The 19,608-nt window shown below is 61.4% G+C and carries 19 protein-coding genes, 1 tRNA gene and 2 pseudogenes; 10 read left to right on the top strand and 12 right to left on the bottom strand.

Annotated elements, in window-relative coordinates; all coding sequences use genetic code 11:
- The first annotated feature begins 35 nt into the window (after positions 1-35).
- Together FA04_RS14370 and FA04_RS14375 are read left to right on the top strand one after the other, a co-directional pair.
- Complete coding sequence (locus FA04_RS14370) at positions 36-401, top strand: hypothetical protein (RefSeq protein WP_034806483.1); 366 nt, start codon at positions 36-38, stop codon at positions 399-401.
- A 144-nt stretch (positions 402-545) separates the two neighbouring features.
- Positions 546-974, top strand: a pseudogene (locus FA04_RS14375) (DUF3164 family protein); the annotation flags it as partial.
- Here FA04_RS14375 and FA04_RS14380 read toward each other — a convergent pair.
- Complete coding sequence (locus tag FA04_RS14380; RefSeq protein WP_034806466.1) at positions 949-1,698, bottom strand: hypothetical protein; 750 nt, start codon at positions 1,696-1,698, stop codon at positions 949-951. The pseudogene FA04_RS14375 and the gene FA04_RS14380 overlap by 26 nt on opposite strands.
- Positions 1,699-1,791: 93 nt before the next feature.
- Positions 1,792-2,559: a hypothetical protein gene (locus tag FA04_RS14385; RefSeq protein ID WP_034806463.1), complete on the bottom strand. Its 768-nt coding sequence runs from the start codon at positions 2,557-2,559 to the stop codon at positions 1,792-1,794.
- A gap of 95 nt (positions 2,560-2,654) precedes the next feature.
- Between FA04_RS14385 and FA04_RS14390 the strand changes: the two are divergent.
- Positions 2,655-2,939 (top strand): annotated as a pseudogene (locus tag FA04_RS14390) (phage protein GemA/Gp16 family protein); the annotation flags it as partial.
- A 131-nt stretch (positions 2,940-3,070) separates the two neighbouring features.
- Here the strand turns inward: FA04_RS14390 and FA04_RS14395 are convergent.
- The 3 genes from FA04_RS14395 to FA04_RS14405 all read right to left on the bottom strand — a co-directional run bounded on the left by FA04_RS14395 (position 3,071) and on the right by FA04_RS14405 (position 5,453).
- Positions 3,071-3,147, bottom strand: a tRNA-Met gene (locus FA04_RS14395).
- Between the two features lie 135 nt (positions 3,148-3,282).
- Positions 3,283-4,536 (bottom strand): tRNA 2-thiouridine(34) synthase MnmA, encoded by a 1,254-nt coding sequence (gene mnmA, locus FA04_RS14400; RefSeq protein ID WP_051659745.1) that lies wholly within the window; start codon positions 4,534-4,536, stop codon positions 3,283-3,285.
- A gap of 167 nt (positions 4,537-4,703) precedes the next feature.
- Positions 4,704-5,453: a helix-turn-helix transcriptional regulator gene (locus tag FA04_RS14405; protein WP_034806462.1), complete on the bottom strand. Its 750-nt coding sequence runs from the start codon at positions 5,451-5,453 to the stop codon at positions 4,704-4,706.
- A 478-nt stretch (positions 5,454-5,931) separates the two neighbouring features.
- On the opposite strand from FA04_RS14405, the gene sciP reads away from it, so the two are divergent.
- Together sciP and FA04_RS14415 are read left to right on the top strand one after the other, a co-directional pair.
- Complete coding sequence (gene sciP, locus FA04_RS14410) at positions 5,932-6,207, top strand: CtrA inhibitor SciP (RefSeq protein ID WP_003527546.1); 276 nt, start codon at positions 5,932-5,934, stop codon at positions 6,205-6,207.
- 206 nt (positions 6,208-6,413) lie between these two features.
- Positions 6,414-6,695 (top strand): GNAT family N-acetyltransferase, encoded by a 282-nt coding sequence (locus FA04_RS14415; protein WP_034806461.1) that lies wholly within the window; start codon positions 6,414-6,416, stop codon positions 6,693-6,695.
- A 328-nt stretch (positions 6,696-7,023) separates the two neighbouring features.
- Here the strand turns inward: FA04_RS14415 and FA04_RS14420 are convergent, their stop codons facing one another.
- Complete coding sequence (locus FA04_RS14420) at positions 7,024-7,374, bottom strand: flagellar export protein FliJ (protein ID WP_034806460.1); 351 nt, start codon at positions 7,372-7,374, stop codon at positions 7,024-7,026.
- A 441-nt stretch (positions 7,375-7,815) separates the two neighbouring features.
- On the opposite strand from FA04_RS14420, the gene ctrA reads away from it, so the two are divergent.
- On the top strand, positions 7,816-8,517 hold the full coding sequence (gene ctrA, locus FA04_RS14425) for a response regulator transcription factor CtrA (protein ID WP_025424706.1): 702 nt from the start codon (positions 7,816-7,818) through the stop codon (positions 8,515-8,517).
- A gap of 274 nt (positions 8,518-8,791) precedes the next feature.
- Here the strand turns inward: ctrA and FA04_RS14430 are convergent, their stop codons facing one another.
- Together FA04_RS14430 and chpT are read right to left on the bottom strand one after the other, a co-directional pair.
- Complete coding sequence (locus FA04_RS14430; protein WP_034806707.1) at positions 8,792-9,154, bottom strand: response regulator; 363 nt, start codon at positions 9,152-9,154, stop codon at positions 8,792-8,794.
- 253 nt (positions 9,155-9,407) lie between these two features.
- On the bottom strand, positions 9,408-10,058 hold the full coding sequence (gene chpT / locus FA04_RS14435) for a histidine phosphotransferase ChpT (protein WP_034806457.1): 651 nt from the start codon (positions 10,056-10,058) through the stop codon (positions 9,408-9,410).
- Positions 10,059-10,332: 274 nt separating this feature from the next.
- Here chpT and FA04_RS14440 point away from each other — a divergent pair, with 274 nt between their 5' ends.
- Both FA04_RS14440 and FA04_RS14445 read left to right on the top strand, forming a co-directional pair.
- On the top strand, positions 10,333-10,926 hold the full coding sequence (locus FA04_RS14440; RefSeq protein WP_082572792.1) for a DUF1134 domain-containing protein: 594 nt from the start codon (positions 10,333-10,335) through the stop codon (positions 10,924-10,926).
- A gap of 161 nt (positions 10,927-11,087) precedes the next feature.
- Positions 11,088-12,251 carry a hypothetical protein gene (locus tag FA04_RS14445; RefSeq protein WP_034806704.1) on the top strand — a complete coding sequence of 388 codons (1,164 nt, stop codon included), beginning with the start codon at positions 11,088-11,090 and terminating at the stop codon, positions 12,249-12,251.
- Between the two features lie 46 nt (positions 12,252-12,297).
- Here FA04_RS14445 and FA04_RS14450 read toward each other — a convergent pair whose 3' ends face one another.
- Together FA04_RS14450 and FA04_RS14455 are read right to left on the bottom strand one after the other, a co-directional pair.
- Positions 12,298-13,134 (bottom strand): TrmH family RNA methyltransferase, encoded by an 837-nt coding sequence (locus FA04_RS14450; protein WP_034806450.1) that lies wholly within the window; start codon positions 13,132-13,134, stop codon positions 12,298-12,300.
- Between the two features lie 4 nt (positions 13,135-13,138).
- On the bottom strand, positions 13,139-13,522 hold the full coding sequence (locus tag FA04_RS14455; RefSeq protein ID WP_034806447.1) for a hypothetical protein: 384 nt from the start codon (positions 13,520-13,522) through the stop codon (positions 13,139-13,141).
- A gap of 29 nt (positions 13,523-13,551) precedes the next feature.
- Between FA04_RS14455 and FA04_RS14460 the strand changes: the two genes are divergently transcribed.
- Together FA04_RS14460 and rpoH are read left to right on the top strand one after the other, a co-directional pair.
- Positions 13,552-14,580, top strand: a complete 1,029-nt coding sequence (locus tag FA04_RS14460; RefSeq protein WP_034806444.1) for an RluA family pseudouridine synthase — start codon at positions 13,552-13,554, stop codon at positions 14,578-14,580.
- A 210-nt stretch (positions 14,581-14,790) separates the two neighbouring features.
- Positions 14,791-15,696, top strand: a complete 906-nt coding sequence (gene rpoH / locus FA04_RS14465; RefSeq protein WP_034806441.1) for an RNA polymerase sigma factor RpoH — start codon at positions 14,791-14,793, stop codon at positions 15,694-15,696.
- A gap of 108 nt (positions 15,697-15,804) precedes the next feature.
- Here rpoH and FA04_RS14470 read toward each other — a convergent pair whose 3' ends face one another.
- Both FA04_RS14470 and FA04_RS14475 read right to left on the bottom strand, forming a co-directional pair.
- Complete coding sequence (locus FA04_RS14470; RefSeq protein ID WP_034806439.1) at positions 15,805-18,150, bottom strand: hypothetical protein; 2,346 nt, start codon at positions 18,148-18,150, stop codon at positions 15,805-15,807.
- A 63-nt stretch (positions 18,151-18,213) separates the two neighbouring features.
- Positions 18,214-19,512, bottom strand: coding sequence for an adenylosuccinate synthase (locus FA04_RS14475; RefSeq protein WP_034806437.1), 1,299 nt, complete (start codon positions 19,510-19,512; stop codon positions 18,214-18,216).
- Positions 19,513-19,608: the final 96 nt, after the last annotated feature.

Below are 19,608 nucleotides of genomic sequence, written 5' to 3' on the forward strand. Positions count from 1 at the left end.
AAGACAGCGTAGCAACATATCCAGGAAGGCCCGAAATGACGGATCCGCAAAACGAACTGAAACTCAGCGCGTTCAAGTTCCACGAGCAGGCCGTCCGCGCCTCCGTCGGCGGAAAACCGCTCGCACTCGATGCGTTGGAACTCGGCGGCGAAATCCTGGTGGTACTGACCTGGCTCGGCAATTCCGAAAGAGGCCTGCGCAAGCCGGAATACGTCCTGCCCCTGAGCGCCGTGGCGCATCAGGCGCTGAGCAACGATCAGGACGCCAAATACAAATGGGCCATCGGCGCCCCGCTGCCGCAATCGCTCTTTGACGGCAGCGCGTCAAGGCAGTTCCGCAGACAGTTCGGGGTCAAGAGCGGACCGGCGCTGACATTGCCCTTGAAGCCGCCGCACCATTGACGGCGATTGTGCGTGCCTCAGACGAGCGCTTTCGCGTCAGATCTACCTCATCAATCATTGCAATCTTAAAATCGTTAGAGATTGATGCCGTAACCGGCCAGCCACGAGCAGTCATCTCCAGATTGCGGAATGGAACCGTCCCTTGAAGCACTACTTGCTCAGGAGTACGGAGCATCGAAAGGCGGCGCTAAAGGCAACAAGACCTTCATGACCTTCGACGGCCTGATGAAGGTTCAAGTACAAGTGCAGGACGCGGTGGATTTCGGACCTCAGCTCCAAATCGCCAAGGGTCTCGTCGACGAGTGCTTGAACGAATGGTCAGCTGATAGTCGGCCGGAGATACGCGCGATCGTGACGCGGGCGTTCAACACTGACAGAGCCGGCCAGATCAACCGGGCCGAGATCTTCATGCTGCTCCGCTTGGAAATCGAGGATGAGCGCTGGAAGCGGGCCATGGATGCGATCCGCGATGCCATGCGCGTCGTCGGTTCCAAGACGTATGTGCGATGCTACGAGCGATCGTCGATCGCGGCCAATTGGCAGGCCGTCACAATCGATCTAGCGAGGGCCTAATATGGCTTACTTTCACGCCGTATTGAGCGCCGACCGTCTCCAACCCCTCCAACAGCGACGGGATCAAGTTTCGGCAGTACTTCACATAATCGTAGAGCTTCGCTTCGATGCCGTGATCATCAAGCCAGCAACTGAATTCCCACTCTTCTTTGTCCGACTTAGGCATCGGGTCATTAAAGAACCGATAGCAGTTGTCTACCGGTCCGGAAATGTTCTCGGTCCACCTCTGCATGTCCAGGACGCGGTGCGCCAGGTCTCCGCCAAAAAGTTCGGCGCCGGCGATGAACTGCGTGCGGCTGAGGATATCAGCAATCCCTCGCTGAAGATGAAATATGTCCCAATAAACTTTCGCGAGATCCGAAGTTTCTGTGCGTCGCTGAAGCTCGGGGAGCTTCCCGTGCCAAGCGCCCAGCTCAAAACCCTGAGGGTTAAGCGCCCGTTCAATCCTAAGTCTGTCACCTCGCAGACCGAGTTCCATCGCCTGCTCGTGTCGCCGGTTAACTTTGACGTCCGCAATTTGCATCGTGTGCACGGTCCACCAGGCGGCCCCAAGCGCAAGAACGCCGGTAATCAGCGTCTGGAAATCGTACAGGACGTTCCGGAAAAAATTATCCGAGGATCCATCGAGCGTTCGAGCCTCGCCGGTAAAGATCAACACAAAAACCGCTGTGGCGATAACAATCGCGAGCGCCACGAAATACGCCCGGTAGCCAGCCGACATCATAAACCTCTCGGGACAATTGCCGATTGCAGAATGCACAGGATTGCTTTCGAGACGGTGAAAGGTAGCCGGTCGGCTGGCCGAACTAGCTTGGGTTCAGCCGTCAGTCGGCTTCTTAGGAAATACGGCATCCATGGGGATCATCCAACCCGACCTGTCTGGCGCCTTCCGAGGCGGCAAATGAAATTGCTCCGCCCATTCATCGATTTCGTCGGCAAGCACTCCGGCCGAGTGGCTCATGACCTCCAGGTAAGCATAGAGGCCGCGATTGTACCATGCCGGCCGGGCAGGCACTTCCTCCTCAGCAAGGATTGGCATGGCGAAGTCATCCGGCAGACGCGCGAGAAGACTACCACTCCAGCCACGAAGCTCTTCGAGGTTTTGCATGACGTCGTGATCGAAGAGGTAGTGACAAGAGGTGACCCGCTCGCTCAACAAATCTTTGCGAAGATTGTGAGCACTCATGCACGCCCGGATGACCTGCCTGACGCTTTCTTTGTCCCAGGCAGGTTGCAATGTATCTTTGTCCAAAAGCTCACTGAACAAGCGAAATTGCTCGCAGTAGTGCCGAAGGCTTTTAGGCAGATATTCGGCGACCCTCGCGACAGCGAGTTTCGATGGAAGCATGGAGATCTCGACCATTTCTCGATGTCGTTGCTCTTGCTTGGCATCACTCTTGATCATCTCGCTGATCGTGTACGCCGCGGCGCCCACTGCCAACAAGCCTGTCAGCAGCGTCTGAAATTCTTTGAGAAACTCGAAGTACCCGTCGCCAGGTTCCCCAAACATTGCCACGGGCAACGTGGCGGCAAGTATTATCACCACCACATGCGTAACCACTCTCGATCCGCGATCGGCGCTCATCGCTTCCCCCTTCCCCGTAGAATAACCCCTAGCTGCAAAAATAAGGCATGCGGCAGTGCAAGTCACGACTGCTGCGCTCTGGTGGGAGGTGTCAGATGAGCAGTTCCCTTGCTGCCATTCATGTCGCCAAGAAGAAACTCGGCCTGGACGATGACACCTACCGTGCCAAGCTCACTCACATCACCGGCAAGGCCTCGACCAAAGACATGACAGAGCAAGAACGTCAGAGAGTGCTCGCCGTCTTCCGAAACGAAGGTTTCCAACCGGCGCCGAGCGCTTCTCGGCCGAACGGTCGTGCCAAGCTCACTGGTCGCTTTGCCAGCAAGCTGCAGTCGCTCTGGATCGCCTGCTACAATCTCGGCATCGTCGCGAACCGCGACGACGCGGCAGTGGCTTTTTTGACAGCTTTAGCGGAATTTACGTTTTTCCGGTTTTGGGTGTCAAAATTCCGGAAAATCGCGGCGAGCTACAGCCGTACAAGCAAACTATTATCGATTCCTTCGGGAACGAATGGTAGCGGAGGAGGGATTCGAACCCCCGACACAAGGATTATGATTCCTCTGCTCTAACCTACTGAGCTACTCCGCCGGGTACCGCGTCAGGGCTTCGAAGTGGAAGCCGTCTTGACTGGACGGGCGGCTTATACGGCCCGCTTCCGCCCACTGTCAACCCAAGTCTCCGGGAAAATGTGAAGTTTTCACAACAGCCCGGAAATCAAGGGCTTCAGGCGGCTGCCTGCGCCGAAAGCAGCGCCTTCAGCGCGGCTTCTGCGCCGGCTTCGCGTTCCGATTTGCGAATAAATCCGCCGCCATAAACGCGCGCATCCTCGCCGACGCCGGAATAGAGCGCGCAGGCTTGGCCGGGTGCAATACCGGCTTCGCCTTCCGCAAGCTCCACATAGATGCCCTCTTCGTCCATCGCGAGCACGGCAGGCGCCGGCTGGCGGGTGGAGCGCACCTTGGCGAAACATTCAAAGCCCCGCGCAGCGGCCACTTCGACGTCCTCATCACCCAGCCAGTTGACGTCGCGCAGGTAGACGCGGCGCGTTTCCAGCGCCTCCTTGGGGCCGACGATGACGCGGCGCGAGCGGGCGTCGAGATAGACGACGTAGAGCGGCTCGCCGGTCGCAACGCCGATGCCGCGGCGCTGGCCGATCGTGTAGTGCAGGATGCCCTCATGCGTGCCGAGCACGCGGCCGTCGAGATGCACGATCTCGCCGGAAAGCGCTGCATTCGGCTTCAGCTTCGACACGATGTCGCTGTACTTGCCCTGGGGCACGAAACAGATGTCCTGGCTGTCTGCCTTCTGGGCGACGACGAGGCCCATCTCCTCGGCGAGCTTGCGGGTCTCGGCCTTGGAGAGATGCCCCAAGGGGAAGCGCAGATAGTCGATCTGCTCCTGCGTCGTTGCAAAGAGGAAGTAGCTCTGGTCGCGATCGGCATCCGTCGGCCGGTAGAGCGCCCGCTGGCCGGCATAGCGCGGTTTCGGGCTCGGGCGCGAGCGGATGTAGTGGCCGGTCGCCAGCGCATCGGCGCCAAGCTCCTTGGCGGTCAAAAGCAGGTCGGCAAACTTGACCGTCTGGTTACAGGCAACGCAAGGGATCGGCGTTTCGCCGGCGATATAGCTTTCGGCGAAGGGATTGATCACCGTTTCGCGGAAGCGCGCTTCGTAGTCGAGCACGTAGTGGGGAATGCCGAGGGTTTCGCAGACGCGGCGTGCATCGTCGATGTCCTGGCCGGCACAGCAGGAGCCGGCACGGTGCACGGCGGCGCCGTGATCGTAGAGCTGCAGCGTGATGCCGAGAACGTCGTAGCCCTCGCGTTTGAGCAGGCCGGCAACGACGGAACTATCGACGCCACCGGACATGGCAACGACGACACGCGTATCTTCGGGCTTGCGGTCAAAATCGAGACTGTTCACGGGATCCAATCCGGCCTTCGGGCGGCAACCTTGCGCCTGCCCTGTTTCACGCTTCATGCGATGCTTTGCCGAGGAACTCTCGGCCCACGGCATCTTCGGCTCCGCGGCGGCCGGCATCAATCGGATGCATAGAGCGCGTCGCGGCACTTTCAGTTCCGCGACATATAGAAACTTGTCCGTCCGGCGGCAAGGCCGGCCGCTGCCGCTGCCCGGCCTTAAAGGCGTCAGATCAGCTTCAATCGCATGGCGCGGGCAATCGCCTGCATGCGGTTGACGGCATCGAGCTTGCGGGTCGCGCTCTTGAAGTAGCTGCTGACCGTGTAGGTCGAGATCCCCAGGATGATGCCGATCTCGTCGCTGCTCTTGCCGGCAGCCGCCCAGCGCAGACATTCCAACTCGCGGCTCGAGAGTTTTTCACGTGCCGTATTGCCGGTGTCGAAGGTGCGCTCCAGGCATTCGAAAAGCTGGACCAGCGTGAGATACAGCGTCGCCCGCTCGACGCCGGCAGGTGCCTCGCGGCGGCCCGAAAGCATGGCGATGAAGGGATCGCCGCCACTCGTGTGCAGCAGCACCGCGAAATGGCGCGCCATCTCCGGATGGGCCAGCAGGCGGTGCACCATGGCCTCGTCCGCGGGCTTGGCCGCAACATCGAGCAGCTCGGCCCCGCCGGTCACCGGCAGCTTGGTGAACCGCAACTTTTCGACCAGCCCGCTCGACTGGAAAGTCTCGCAGGCGTCGTACTGGCGCACCAGTTCGGACGGCCAGTTGCTGAGCACCAGCCGCTCGGAAAAGCGCTGCTGTTCGGCCAGCGGCATGCGCGCGATCATGAAATGGCCGAAGCCATAGCGCGCGATCAACCGCCGCATGAGATGCAGAAGTTCGTACTCGGTGCGGACGGTGGCCGTATCGATGTCCGAAAACATCTCCACCGTTTCAGCCTCGCGCAGCAAGGCCGGTTCATGCGATTCCTTCATCTGCGATCACCACATCCCCGGCGCCACCGCACCGGTCGAGAGAAATACAAACAACGCCCCACATCTTCAGGAGCATGAAATTCACCCGACAGGCGAAATAAAACTGCCGCTCCCGGCCTGCCCGCGAAAGAAACGCGCCCGGTTGTGAAAACTATGACGATGCACCAAGAATGAATGCGGGAGCGTACATACGACGCTCATCCTTATTTCGGGGCTTCGTTACCAAAAATTTTAGTTAAAGTGAAATGTGGTATTTGCATGGCTCCCATGTCAATTCCGGGAGAATCCGGATTGTTCTCAAGCGTTTCCACAAGTCGGGGAAATATTGCCCCAAGATCTAAGGGGCGCCACACGCGGATAAAAGCCCGCCGGAAGTGTCTCAAATTATGAGCAAATTGTTACTTGACGCTTAGGCAAATGTTAAATGTGGCAGGCTAAGGTCACGGTCATATGGTCTTGAGTTTGTGTAGAGAGTCCCATGACCGAAATGATGCGACCACGCGTGAAATATGTCATCGGCCCCGATGGCAGCCCTCTGACGATTGCGGATCTGCCGCCGGCTAATACCCGGCGCTGGGTGATCCGCAGGAAGGCTGAGGTTGTTGCCGCCGTGCGCGGTGGCCTGTTGAGCCTGGAAGAGGCGTGCGAACGCTATACCCTTACCGTCGAGGAGTTCCTGTCCTGGCAGTCCTCGATCAACGATCACGGTCTCGCCGGCCTGCGCACCACTCGCATCCAGCAGTATCGCCACTAGTTCGCCCATCACAGGGCCATAGGTCGCGCGGCGGCTCCGGGTTTCCCGGGGCCGCCGCCGTCGTTTTTCCAGGTCCCGCGCGCACCGGCATTGGTTGCGTTTAACGAACGCTCTGTCCTCCGGCGATGGCGGGGCAGGCGATTCCGATTTGCGGAAAACTGCGCTAGCTTCCACGCAGACAAACCCGTTCATCAAGGAAGGCTGCCATGGAAATTATGCACGAGGAAACCGGATCGCACGGCCGCTATTCGACATCAGTCGAAGGCCATACCGGTGAAATGACCTATTCGCGCACCTCGCCTCAACTGATCATCGTCGATCATACGCTCGTTCCGGATGCTCTGCGCGGCAAGGGTGTCGGCCAGGCGCTGGCCAAGCATGCGATCGAGGAAGCCCGCAGGGGCGGCTGGAAGATCATTCCGCTCTGCCCTTTCATGAAGGCCCAGGCGATGCGACATCCCGAATGGCAGGATGTCATCCAGGGTTGAGACAACCGCGGCAGCCACCGCACAAATCTTAAATCGAAATCGCGACCTTGGCGCGTCTTGAAAGAGGCGCGGCCCTGCAGGCCCCAAAATGAGAAGACCCGCCCGGATGCCGAGGCATCGGGCGGGTCTTTTTGTCTTGTCACGATCGTGCCGGATCGGATCATGCCAGCCGCATGATCCGTCAAGGATGGAACCATCTGCTCCGAAACGGGCAATCGGCCCGTCCAACGGACAAATCCCCCTTGCCGGATCCGGCTCGGGGTTCAAATCACCCTTTGGAACAAGGCGTTACGGCCCGCTGCGCCGGATTTTGGCGCAGGAGCCGCAGCTATGCCCGCAGGCGGGTCGACGTGTCCCGCTCTTCGAGGGCCGCCGCCTTCGCGTATTCAGCCTGCACTTCTTCGAGCGCGAGTTCGGCAGCATCCTGCTGCGTCTTCAGTTCGCGAATGGAAACCTGAAGATTGTCGGCTCTTTGACGTGCGGCCTTGGCGAAGGTGGGATAGGCGAAGTGCTGGGGATCGGAGATACCCGACTTCTTCTCCTCGAAAATAATCTGATTTTCCAGATCCTTGGTCATCCGTTCGAACTCAGCCATCATCATCTGAAGCTGGTTCAGCTGACGCTGCTTCTCCCGGACCTGAAATTCCTTCAGGCGGACAAGGCTCTCACGTGCTTTCATACGCAATACTCCCGTGGATAACGAGACCCCGGTTACTGATTTGCCCGCGAGCCGGCCCGAACAGGGCCGGAAACGAAAAATCTTCAGCGATATTAACAAAAGCCTACCGCTGGTAACCTTTCGTTTACGGGCATCGTTAATCATAGGCGTGATGATTTAAGGCTCCGTAAATGCTGAGGCACGAAATGTGACCGCCCCGGCATTAACGAGTCAGAAGAGTCAGATAACGGCATTTCCTCATGTTTCACATGAGATTAGCCGTTCTGGATTCACGTTTGAAATCAGGAGACTGCTAAAAATATTTAACAAACTCGATACACCTTGCCAGAGGGAATCAGAATTTGTTAACCATTTGGTGGCAGCCTCCAAATCAGGCAACGACTGGATCCGTATCGCGTAAGGGTGCCACGACAACCTTGGGCGGCGGAAAAGGGGAAGAATATGCGGGTTCTATTAATTGAAGACGACAGTGCAACGGCTCAGAGCATTGAGCTGATGCTCAAGTCCGAGAGTTTCAACGTCTACACCACCGATCTCGGTGAAGAAGGCGTCGATCTCGGCAAACTTTATGACTATGACATCATCCTTCTCGACCTCAATCTGCCGGACATGTCCGGCTACGAAGTCTTGAGAACGCTGCGTCTTTCCAAGGTGAAGACACCCATCCTGATTCTTTCGGGTATGGCCGGCATCGAAGACAAGGTTCGCGGCCTGGGCTTCGGCGCAGACGACTACATGACCAAGCCGTTCCACAAGGACGAACTGGTCGCTCGCATTCATGCGATCGTCCGCCGCTCCAAGGGCCACGCCCAGTCGGTCATCTCCACCGGCGAGCTCATCGTCAACCTGGATGCCAAGACGGTTGAAGTCGGCGGACAGCGCGTCCACCTGACCGGCAAGGAATACCAGATGCTCGAGCTGCTCTCGCTGCGCAAGGGCACGACGCTCACCAAGGAAATGTTCCTGAACCACCTCTACGGCGGCATGGACGAGCCGGAACTGAAGATCATCGACGTCTTCATCTGCAAGCTGCGCAAGAAGCTTGCAAACGCCGCCGGCGGCGCCAACTACATCGAAACCGTCTGGGGCCGCGGCTATGTGCTGCGCGAGCCGGATGGTGCCGAATACGCCGAAACTGCCTGATTCCCCGCCAGGGCTTGCACCGATCCCCGCATGATGCGGGCCCGACATTCAAGAGTTTCGCAAAACCCGCCTATGAGGCGGGTTTTGTTTTGCGCGCAAACGACCACGCTTGCCGGTCCTGCAATGCCCGGCGGATGCCAGGGTTGCGCGCGCCTGCACCCTCCCCTTCCCCGACGCTCGAAAATCTGATCCGCTCGCCCGCTCCGCACACAACAAAAAGCCGCGGCAAACGCCACGGCTTGATTTTGCTGCAAACAGATCAGGATAAGGCGGCTCAGGCCGCCATCGACTGGCTCGCGAAAACGCTGGTCAGGATCTTGCGGTCGAAAGGCTTCAGCAGGAAGTCGTCCGCGCCAGCGCGCTTGCCGGCCATCATCTTCTTCAGGTCTGCCTCGACGACGCAGTAATAGATCCGCACCGAAGGGCCGTTCGGCAACCGCCGAATATTGCCGATGAGCTCGAGCGCGCCTTCGAGGCCCGCGTCGATGATCAGGATGTTCGGGAGTTCCGCTTCGCAGCGCACAAGCGCCTCGAGGCTGTTCGACGCCTCGTAAACCATGAAGCCCATGCCGGAGAGGATACGTTTTCCAACTTTCCGCACGACATCCGAGCCGTCGGCAATCATCAAACGTCGCATGTCCAACTCCCTTCGCCACTTACCTATACGCGTATCGGCATTCTTGAAACAACTCTATACAAATTTGGGAAAGATTTCGTTACGGAGTTTGCTTAACGAAGCTTTTCCGAGCAGGATCAACACGCTGAAAACATTAAATTTTCCAGAATACGAGCGAGATCGAAACGCATATGGCAGATACGTTTCCGCCGGATGCGATGGCACCCGGCGGCTGTCGAGAAGTCACGAAATCGGAATACCTGGCGCCGCCGAATTAAACCTCAGGCTGCATTTTGGCCGTAAAGATGATTTCCTCGCCGGTCGAGGTAACGGCGATTTCCATGCGCGCCTCCTCGCCGAGAAGCACGGTGTAATAGGGCTGGATCGAATGGGCATCGACCGCCTCTTCCGGCGTGCCGGACAGGAGTTCCACCAGCCTCGGCGGTACCCGCATCATCCGGCCCTTCGCAACGAGCGTGAACGCGGCGTCGAATTCCGGATTTTCGAGCGTCACGTCGATCGAGCCGCCGCGCGGAATGGCGCCGTAGGCAATCAAGAAGAGGTTCAGAAGCAGCTTGACCCGGTTCTTGGCGATGATCGCCCGCGGGCCGTGCCAATTGACCTCGGTCTTCTTCTCGGCAGCGGCAAAATCCTTGGCGGCCTTTTCCGCTTCGCCGGTGTCGATCGACGCGCCGACCGAACCCGAGGCACCGAAGGCAAGGCGCGCAAACTTCAGCCGGACAGAGGCGTTGAGCGCGCTCGTGCGGATGAGGTCCATCGCATCGGCATCGGCGCCGCCCTCGTCGAGCAGTTCCAGGCCGTTGTTGATGGCGCCGACCGGGGAAATGATGTCGTGGCAAACCCGGCTGCACAGAAGCGCGGCCAGATCGGGTCCCGTCAATGTCAGGTTCGGATTCGTTGCCATCTTAGTTCCTTGTTTGGTGCCATCGGCCGTCGCCTGGAGCACGCGCCGTGGTCACGCCGGTAAACCCTCACGCGTGAAGACGCAAGTCATGAGCTGCCCGGCGCAGCCGTTCATCAGTGGAACATAATGACACCACATTTGGTAAACCGATTGTTAAGACCATCAGTTCAAATTGCATGGCATTGGTCCAGACCCCAACTGGCCGAGCAGTGATCTGACTGTCGGCCACTGCAAACCCGCAAGCGAGCAATTTTCGCGCCTGACGGAGGATATGATGCATCAGATCATGAAGGCAGCCACATCGGCTGGCCGTGTTGTCCTGGCCACGATGTTTCTGGTCGCCGGCGCCCTGTCCGCTGCGCACGCCCAGTCGGCGAACAACAACAGCCAATACACAATGCAGGAAATCGTCGATGCCGGTCACGGCTTCTTCGGCGAAACCTCGGGCGGCCTTGCCAAGGTCGTCGAACGTGCCTTTGAACGCTACGGCCTGCCGAACGGCTACATTCTCGGGCAGGAAGGCTCAGGCGCGTTCATCGCCGGCCTCACCTATGGCGAAGGCGAGCTCAACACCAAGAATGCCGGACAGCACAGCGTCTTCTGGCAGGGTCCGTCGCTCGGCATCGACTGGGGTGGCCAGGGCAGCCGCGCCATGATGCTCGTCTACAATCTGCCGAGCGTGCCGGCGCTCTACAAGCGCTTCGGCGGCGTCTCCGGCTCGGCCTATGTGGTTGCCGGCGTCGGCATGACGGTGCTGACCGACGAGAACATCGTCGTGGTGCCGATCCGCACCGGCATCGGCGCGCGCCTCGGCGTCAATGTCGGCTACCTCAAGATGACCCAGACCCCCACCTGGAATCCCTTCTAAGACCGTTGCCGGACCTGCCTGTCGCAAAATCCGGCACCATAGACTTGCAGCGCACGAAACGTCATGTTTAGTGCAAGGAAGCGGAAGATGGAGCGCCTGCCGTGCCCTTTGTGGCCGGGCAGGCGGTTCGGTTTCCGGTCCAGTTTCGAAACGGCCAGCTCGTGATCCAATTCTCGCTTCTCTTTGCCCTGGGCTTTCTGACGGCGATCATCATCGGTCTCCTGGTCGCACCGGCGATCCATCGCCGGATCGTGCGTTTCGCCGAGGACCGGCTGAAAGCGACGATGCCGCTCAGCCCTCAGGAGGTGCGCGCGCAAAAGGATACTGCCCGCGCCGCCTTTGCCGCCGAGAATGCCCGCACGCTTCAGGCCCTGAAGCGCGAACGGGACAAGGGCGTCTCACTGATGCTCACAAATGAGAAGAGCCTGCAGGAAGCCCGTCGCCTCAGTGGCGAAAACGCCGATCTGCACGCCCAGCTGGCCGACATGAACGTTGAGGCGGCAGACATGCGCTCGGCCATCCGCCAGTTCGAACAGCGGCTGGAACGCATGAAGGCGACCCTCGACAGCGTCGAGCGGGACAACGCCGGCAAGGCTGACGAGATCAGAAAGCGCGACGCCCAGCTCGCCCAGGATGCGGCCCAGACCGACAACCTGCGGATCGATCTGGCTGCGCGCGAGACCGAGGTCGAGCATCTGAAGAGCCGGATTGCCACGCTGCGCGACGAGCGCGAAGCCCTGCGCAGCGACTTGAAGACCGAGACCACCCATGCAAAGGAAATGGAGCTCCGGCTGTCGCGCGACGGGACCCGCCTGCACCGGTTGGAAGACAAGCTTGCGCGCGAAATGGCGACCAGCGCCGATCGCGAGAGCGCGCTCGAAAGGCGCGCCGGGGAAATCGAGAGATTGAAAGCCAAGGTCAAGGACACCAACCAGGAAATGCGTGACGCCGCCAAGGCTCTCCGCGCCGCGGGCGTCGCCTTTCCCCTGCGCCGCGACCGCAAGCCGGCATCCGAACCGGCCGCCAACGGCGCCGCGGAACCGGCCCAATCCGTAGGAGGGGAGCCCGGCTCCATCGTCGCCGCCGACGACCTGCGCAATCGCGCCACCGCCCTTTCGGAGCGCCTGACCAACTCCAAGTCCGCAGCCCATGACGAGGCGCTTCGTGATGAAGTCGCGGCAATCGCCGCGGGCATGGTCGCACTGACGGCGACGAACGAAGGCGCCGCCTCCCCCATCCTCGGCCTGCTCTCGGGCGAGGAAGAAGGCACCGGTAACAGGAAAAGCCTGGCAAAGCGCGTCAAGGACATCCTGCCGCGCGAGTAGTGCGCGCAGCGGTCGGAATCACCTGCCCTTACACCAGTGCGAACCGTCAGATCCGGCCGTTGATCAATGCCACCTGGTGCAATGCGATGCCCGCCGCGGTCGACACATTGAGGCTGTCGAGCCCAGGACGCTGGCGGATGCGCGCCGTCTGGATCGCCGTCATCACCGATTGCGGCAGCCCCTCGCCCTCGGTCCCCATCAGAAGCGCCGTGCGCTGTGCCGCCGGGATCGCCCCGATGTCGATCGTTCCCGCCGGCGACAGGCCCCAGATTGCAAAGCCCGCATCCTGCAGCTGCTGCAGCATGACGGCAACGGACCCTTCGCGGGCAAAAGGCACCGTCAGCACGGAACCGACGGAAACGCGGATCGCCTTGCGGTACATCGGATCGCAGCTCGTCTCGTCCATCAGCACCGCATCGACCCCGAAAGCCGCGGCGTTTCGGAAAAGCGCACCCATATTGTCGTGGTTGGAGATGCCGCAGGCCGCCAGCACCAGGCTCGACGCGGGTAGCGACGCGATCAGCGCGTCGCGATCCGGCTCGCCTTCGCGGCGCCCGAGTGCCAGCACGCCGCGATGCATGTTGAAGCCGGCGATCGCGTCGAACACCTGCGCATTCGCCACATAGACCGGCACGTCAGGCGGGAAACGCCGAAGAATGTCGCCAACGCCCTCCAGACGGTTTTCCAGAAGCAGGAGGGCCTCGGCCGCAAAGCCACGGCCGGTCTCGTGCGCGGCAGCCAGCATGCGCAGCACCACGGTGCCTTCGGCGATGAAGCGACCCTGCCGCCCCGTCAGATCGCGCTCCTTGATCGAGACGAAACCGGCGATCCGGGGATCGGCGGGATCGTCGATGCGCAAGACGGGCGGGAGGGCGCCTGGCATGCCGTCAGTTCGTCCGAACGGTAATATCCGCAACGATGCGGCCGGTGCCGATGTCGAAGACGATGGCGCGCGGCTCGGCGCCGGGCAGGTTGCCGTAGAACAGCACCTGCGAGCCCGAAAGCGCGACATTCGTCACGGTGAAGCCTGCGGGCAGCGCGGCAACGGCGTTGAGCGGTGCCTCGCTCGGGACGACGGCAGCGGACGTCTGGGCCGGCGCTTTCTCATCCGTGCGTGTCAGCTTGTAGACAATCGTTCCAAGGACAGCCATAAGCATGACCAACATGACGCCGGCCGAGACGAGCTGCAGCTTCACCATCTTGCGGCGGACATTTTCCATCGCCGGATCTAGCGGCTTGTCTTCCTGGTCGTCGGGCTCGATTGCGGTCATGGCTGGCCTTTTTTCGGATATTTAGCGGAATGAACGACCCCTTTAAACAAGCAACGGCCAATAGGAAAGTCCTGACGGCGGGCGAGGATGCCGCAGGGCGGCTCGATTCCTTCCTGACGGACGCACTTTCGGGTGAATTCTCCCGCAACCGCATCAAGGCCCTGATCGAACAGGGTGCGGTGTCAGTCAACGGCAAGCCGGTGAACGAACCGAAAAAGAAGGTACAACCGGGCGACGTTTTCGAGATCGACCTGCCCGAGCCGGAAGATCCCGAGCCGAAGGGCGAGAACATTCCCCTCGACGTGCTCTATGAGGACAGCGACCTGATCGTGCTGTGCAAGCCGGCCGGCCTTGTCGTGCATCCGGGCGCCGGCAACTGGACCGGCACGCTGGTCAACGCCCTGATCCACCATTGCGGCAGCAGCCTGTCGGGCATCGGCGGCGTCAAGCGCCCCGGCATCGTCCATCGCCTCGACAAGGAGACGAGCGGCGTCATGGTCGTCGCCAAGAACGATGCGGCCCATCGCCATCTCTCGGACCAGTTTGCCGACCACGGCCGCACCGGCCCGCTCGAGCGCGCCTACCGGGCGGTCGTCTGGGGGCGGCCACGGCAACTGAAGGGTACGATCGACGCGCCGCTCGGCCGCGCCGGTGACCGGACGAAGCGCGCGGTCAAGCGCGAGGACAGCGACGACGCCCGCGAGGCGATTACCCATTACGAGGTGGTCGAGCGCTATCTCGAAAAGCCCGACGGCACCTCGCTCGCCTCGACCATCGAATGCCACCTGGAAACGGGCCGGACCCACCAGATCCGCGTGCACATGGCTCATATCGGCCACCCGCTGATCGGCGACCCCGAATACGGCGCCGCCTTCAGAACCAAGGCGAACCTTCTGCCGGAGGCCGCCAAGACCGTCGTCAACCAGTTTCACCGCCAGGCGCTGCATGCCTTCATGCTGCAGTTCGAACACCCCTCGACCGGCGAGACCATGCATTTCGAAGCACCGATGCCGGCCGACATGGCAGCGCTGATCGACGCGCTGCGCAGCGGGGAGTGACCGCCCCTTGAAATCCGGCGAAAGAATTCCGATTTAAGGCGAGCCTCTATTCGTGACATTTCCGTCGCTCCGGCGTCACATGCTTGTGAACCGGACTCCTTGAATCATGCTTTCGCCGTACTTATTTTCTACGTTCGTGGGGTCTTGACGAAGACCCACATGCCCGGCTTGCCGACCGGAGGCCGGAGACTAAAAAGGGGGGTGCTTCATATGGCCCGAAACAATTTGCCGTCCATTGCCGCTGGAGAAGGCGGCCTCAATCGTTACCTCGACGAAATTCGCAAGTTCCCGATGCTGGAGCCGCAGGAAGAGTACATGCTCGCCAAGCGGTACCAGGAACATGACGACCGCAAAGCGGCCCACAAGCTCGTCACCAGCCACCTTCGCCTCGTCGCCAAGATCGCAATGGGTTATCGCGGCTACGGCCTGCCGATCGGCGAAGTCGTGTCGGAGGGCAACGTCGGCCTGATGCAGGCCGTGAAGAAGTTCGAACCCGATCGCGGCTTCCGTCTCGCCACCTACGCAATGTGGTGGATCAAGGCGGCGATCCAGGAGTACATCCTGCGCTCGTGGTCGCTGGTCAAGATGGGCACGACCGCCAACCAGAAGCGGCTGTTCTTCAACCTGCGCCGCCTCAAGGGCAAGATCCAGGCACTCGATGAGGGTGACCTGAAGCCGGAGCAGGTCAAGGAAATCGCCACCACGCTCAAGGTGAGCGAGGACGAAGTCGTGTCGATGAACCGCCGCCTGTCCGGCGACGCCTCGCTCAATGCGCCGATCAAGGCGAGCGAAGGCGATTCCGGCCAATGGCAGGACTGGCTCGTCGACGATCACGACAACCAGGAAGAAATCCTGATCGAGCAGGACGAGCTCGAAAGCCGCAGGGCGCTGCTAGCGAACGCGATGAAGGTGCTCAACGACCGTGAGCGTCGCATCTTCGAAGCACGCCGTCTGACCGAAGATCCGCTGACACTTGAGGATCTTTCGGCCGAGTTCGACATCAGCCGCGAGCGCGTCCGACAGATCGAGGTTCGCGCCTTCGAAAAGGTTCAGGATGCCGTGCGCAAGGCAGCGCTGGAGCGCGCCAATTCCCTGCGCGTCGTCGAAGGCGCCTGAGGCGACTGCAGCACTTCAACAAAGGTTCTGCTTCAAGAGCGCGAAAACCAACAAAAAACCCGGCGGTTGCTTCCGCCGGGTTTTCTGTATCTACCGCTCTTATCGAGCTTACTGGCTGTTGCTTTCGGCAGCCGTTCCCGTCGTCGACCAGGCGCGCATCGCCTGGTTGAAGGCATCCGTACCGCTCTGCCCCTTTTCAAGCGTCAGCAGCGCGCGGCGGCCGTTGCGATAGGTGAGCGGAATATCGATCCAGCTGCGGCTACGCAGCAGTTCGGTGTTGTTGCCGATGGCGTCCGTCGCATCGTTCAGCGCGATCATGTGGAAATCGTCGGTGATCTTGGCCGGAACCGCGATCAAGGCGTCTCCCCGGTCCTGCTCGGTCCGCTTCATCGATACGCGCTGTACGCTGTCGATAGCGCCGCCTTCGAAGTTCGACGGCAGCGAGAACACGAATTCGATGACGTGACTTGCCGGCAGCGACGGATCCGCATTCCGCTTGATCGTCATCAGCGCGGTGAGGCCACGGTCGGGAACGGTGATCTGGGCCTGGATTGCCGGTTCGGGCTTGGCGTCGCCGCCAGGCGACTCCTCCTTCACCGTCCATGCCACGGTTCCCGGAACGGCCGTGGGCGAAGACTGGCCAAGACGCTCCTCGTAGAGGAACATCTTCTCGCCGGTCGCAAGCGCGACTTCAGGCTGGTTCGGCTGGCCCGCCGGCTGGCCTGTCGCAGGCGCTCCGGCCTGGCCGGCCGTGCCGCCCTGCCCGGCGGCCGCTTCGACAGGCTTGCCTGCCTCCGTCTGCGGCGCCACGGACTTGCCTTCCTGCGCCGCGCTCTCGCCGGTTGGGTTGGCCGGGCCGTCGTCGGTCTCCGATCCGTCCGCCATCAGGCGCTGCGTGAACTTGGTCGAGCTGTTGTCCGGAGCGACGGTATCGTCGTGCGCAGCCGGTTCCTGCGTGGCGGTTTCGCCAGCGGGCTGCGGCGGCGTGCTTTGTTCTGCCGGCGCTCCGCCGATGTTTGACACCACCGAGGTTATCGACGCCACCATGCCGGAGATCCAGGCATTGCCGGCCTCGCGGTTCTGCCAGTAGGCAAACCCGCCGCCGCCAAGCGCCAGCAGGGCGACGCCCGCAATCGCGAGACGCTTAATGCTGAAGCGCGACGGCTTCGGCGTGGCCCGGTAAGATGTCGGCCTCGGCGCCACCGGGCTTGCTTCGCCAGCCCGTTCCGGCTCGCGTGCTGCGGCCGCAGCTCCGGCTCCCGCCGCAGCAGTATTGGCCGCGTCCTCGAAACCGAGCAGGTCGTCGATATGATCCCAGGCGGTACCAGCGCGTTCCTGCTGGTTCTGTGCCGCCGGTGCGGCAGTAGCCTGAACTGGCTTTTCGACCGGCCATGACCAGTCGCTGATCTCCGGTTCGGAAGTCTTCTCGGCCCGCCGCTCTTCGATCGCCGCGAAGGGGTCATTGTCGTCGAACGACCAGCCGCGCACCGGGTCCGCCTTGGGCGTCGCCTCAGGCGCATGTTGGTCCGGCTCGGTAACCGGGTGCATCCCCAGGAGCTCGGGCGCGTTATCCGGTTCGTGGGCCTCGGCGGCACGCTCGTCGCTGAAGTGTTCGGCAACCGGGGCGACGGTCGAAGTCGGACCAACGGTCTCCCACTCGGGCAGGTCCCACTCCGAGAGTGCAGGCTTCTGCTCGGCGCTTGCCGCCGGCGCTTCCTCCCAGGCCGGCTCATGCGCGGCATGGTGCTGCGCCTCGACCGACGGGGAAGGCTCCGATGTGTCCTGCGTTTCTGCCACCGGCTCCGAATACTCGGGCACTTCGTAGGCTGGCGCGTCTTCGTGCGGCAGAGCCACGACGGGATTTTCGTCCAGCGGCGCCGCAACGGCTTCGGCAGGCTCAACGACCGGTTCGTATTCTACCGGCTCGACCGGACTTTCCTCGGCCAGTTCAGCATGAGGCTCGACGACATGCGTCGGTTCCTCATAAGCCTCGACATGGTGGTAGGGCTCGGCGGCGCTTTCCGGTTCCGCGGCCGGCTGTTCGACCTCTTCGGCAACGGCCACCGGTTCGCTTTCGGCAACCGGCGCAGACTGAGCTTCCGGTTCCGGTTCCGGTTCCGGTTCCGGTTCCGGTTCCGGTTCCGGTTCCGGTTCCGGAACGGGCTCGTCTACTGCAGCGTCCGAGGCAACCGGTTCGACGGTCTCCGCCTCGGCTACCTCCGGCTCGTCGAGCGCCGGCAGGGCCTCGGCATGTTCGCTGTCGACCTCGGCGATCGCATTTTCGAGCTTCGCCAGCTGGCGATTGATCATGTCGTCCGACGGACGCGGGTTCATGTTTTCGAGTTGGCGGCGCACGGCCGCGCGCGCCTTCTCGTATACCCTGTCCCGCATTTCAGGTGTGTTTTCCGACAGGCCGTCAACGGTCCTGCGAATAACTGCAACAAAGTCCGCCATTAGTACTTTCTCATACGCCCAGGTATGTCTTTGCGATCACGACGCAATGTCAGTTCGCCGACACTAGTCCTCAAAGGGGTCCGTCACAAGTATTGTGTCGTCCCGCTCCGGGCTGGTCGAAAGAAGAGCAACCGGTGCACCGATCAGTTCTTCCACCTGGCGGACATACTTGATCGCTTGCGCCGGAAGATCTGCCCAGCTGCGCGCGCCAACCGTCGATTCTTTCCATCCTTCAAGCGTAACATACACTGGCTTTGCCGAAGCTTGCTGCGCCTGGCTTGCCGGCAGATGGTCGATCTGCTGCCCATCCAGAGTATAGCCGATGCAGATCTTCAGTTCGTCGAGACCATCGAGAACGTCGAGCTTGGTAAGCGCGATGCCGGTGATGCCGTTGGCGGCGACCGACTGGCGCACCAGAGCCGCATCGAACCAGCCGCAGCGACGCTTGCGACCCGTGACCGTGCCGAATTCATGGCCCTTTTCACCGAGGAACTGGCCGATTTCATCGGTAAGCTCAGTCGGGAACGGACCTTCGCCGACACGCGTCGTATAGGCCTTGGTGATGCCGAGGATATAGCCGAGCGAACCCGGACCCATGCCCGAGCCGGCGGCAGCCTGGCCGGCGACCGTGTTCGACGAGGTGACGAACGGATAGGTGCCGTGGTCGATGTCGAGCAGCGTGCCCTGCGCGCCTTCGAACAGGATGCGGGCGCCCTTGCGGCGAGCCTTGTCGAGCAGCACCCAGACGGTGTCCATGAACGGCAGCACCTTGGCGGCGACCGACGAAAGCTCCTGCATGATCGCGTCATGGCTGATCTCGGCTTCGCCGAGGCCGCGGCGCAGCGCGTTGTGGTGCGTCAGCAGGCGATCGACCTTGGCCGGCAGCGTGTCGAGGTCGGCAAGATCCATGACGCGGATGGCGCGACGGCCGACCTTGTCTTCGTAAGCCGGACCGATGCCGCGGCGCGTGGTGCCGATCTTCGTACCGCTGTTGGAGGCGGCGTCCTCGCGGATGCCGTCGAGCTCGCGGTGCAGCGACAGGATCAGGGTGGCATTGTCGGCGATGCGCAGATTGTCCGGCGTGATCGCAATGCCCTGCTTGCCGAGCTTGTCGATTTCGGCGATCAGCGCGTGCGGATCGATCACGACGCCGTTGCCGATGACGGCAAGCTTGCCGGGACGCACGACGCCGGAGGGCAGGAGCGACAGCTTGTAGCTGACGCCGTCGATCACCAGGGTATGGCCGGCATTGTGACCGCCCTGAAAGCGCACGACGATATCCGCGCGCTCGGAGAGCCAATCCACAATCTTGCCTTTGCCTTCGTCACCCCATTGGGAGCCGACCACTACGACATTCGTCATAATTCTCTTCCTGTTCAGGCGCGCAACCGAGGCTGCGCTGTTCTCAAACCCGCGCATCTATACTGTGTTGTCATCTGGAAAGCGACCCCGTTATGT

The organism is Ensifer adhaerens (genome assembly GCF_000697965.2).
Classification (GTDB): domain Bacteria; phylum Pseudomonadota; class Alphaproteobacteria; order Rhizobiales; family Rhizobiaceae; genus Ensifer; species Ensifer adhaerens.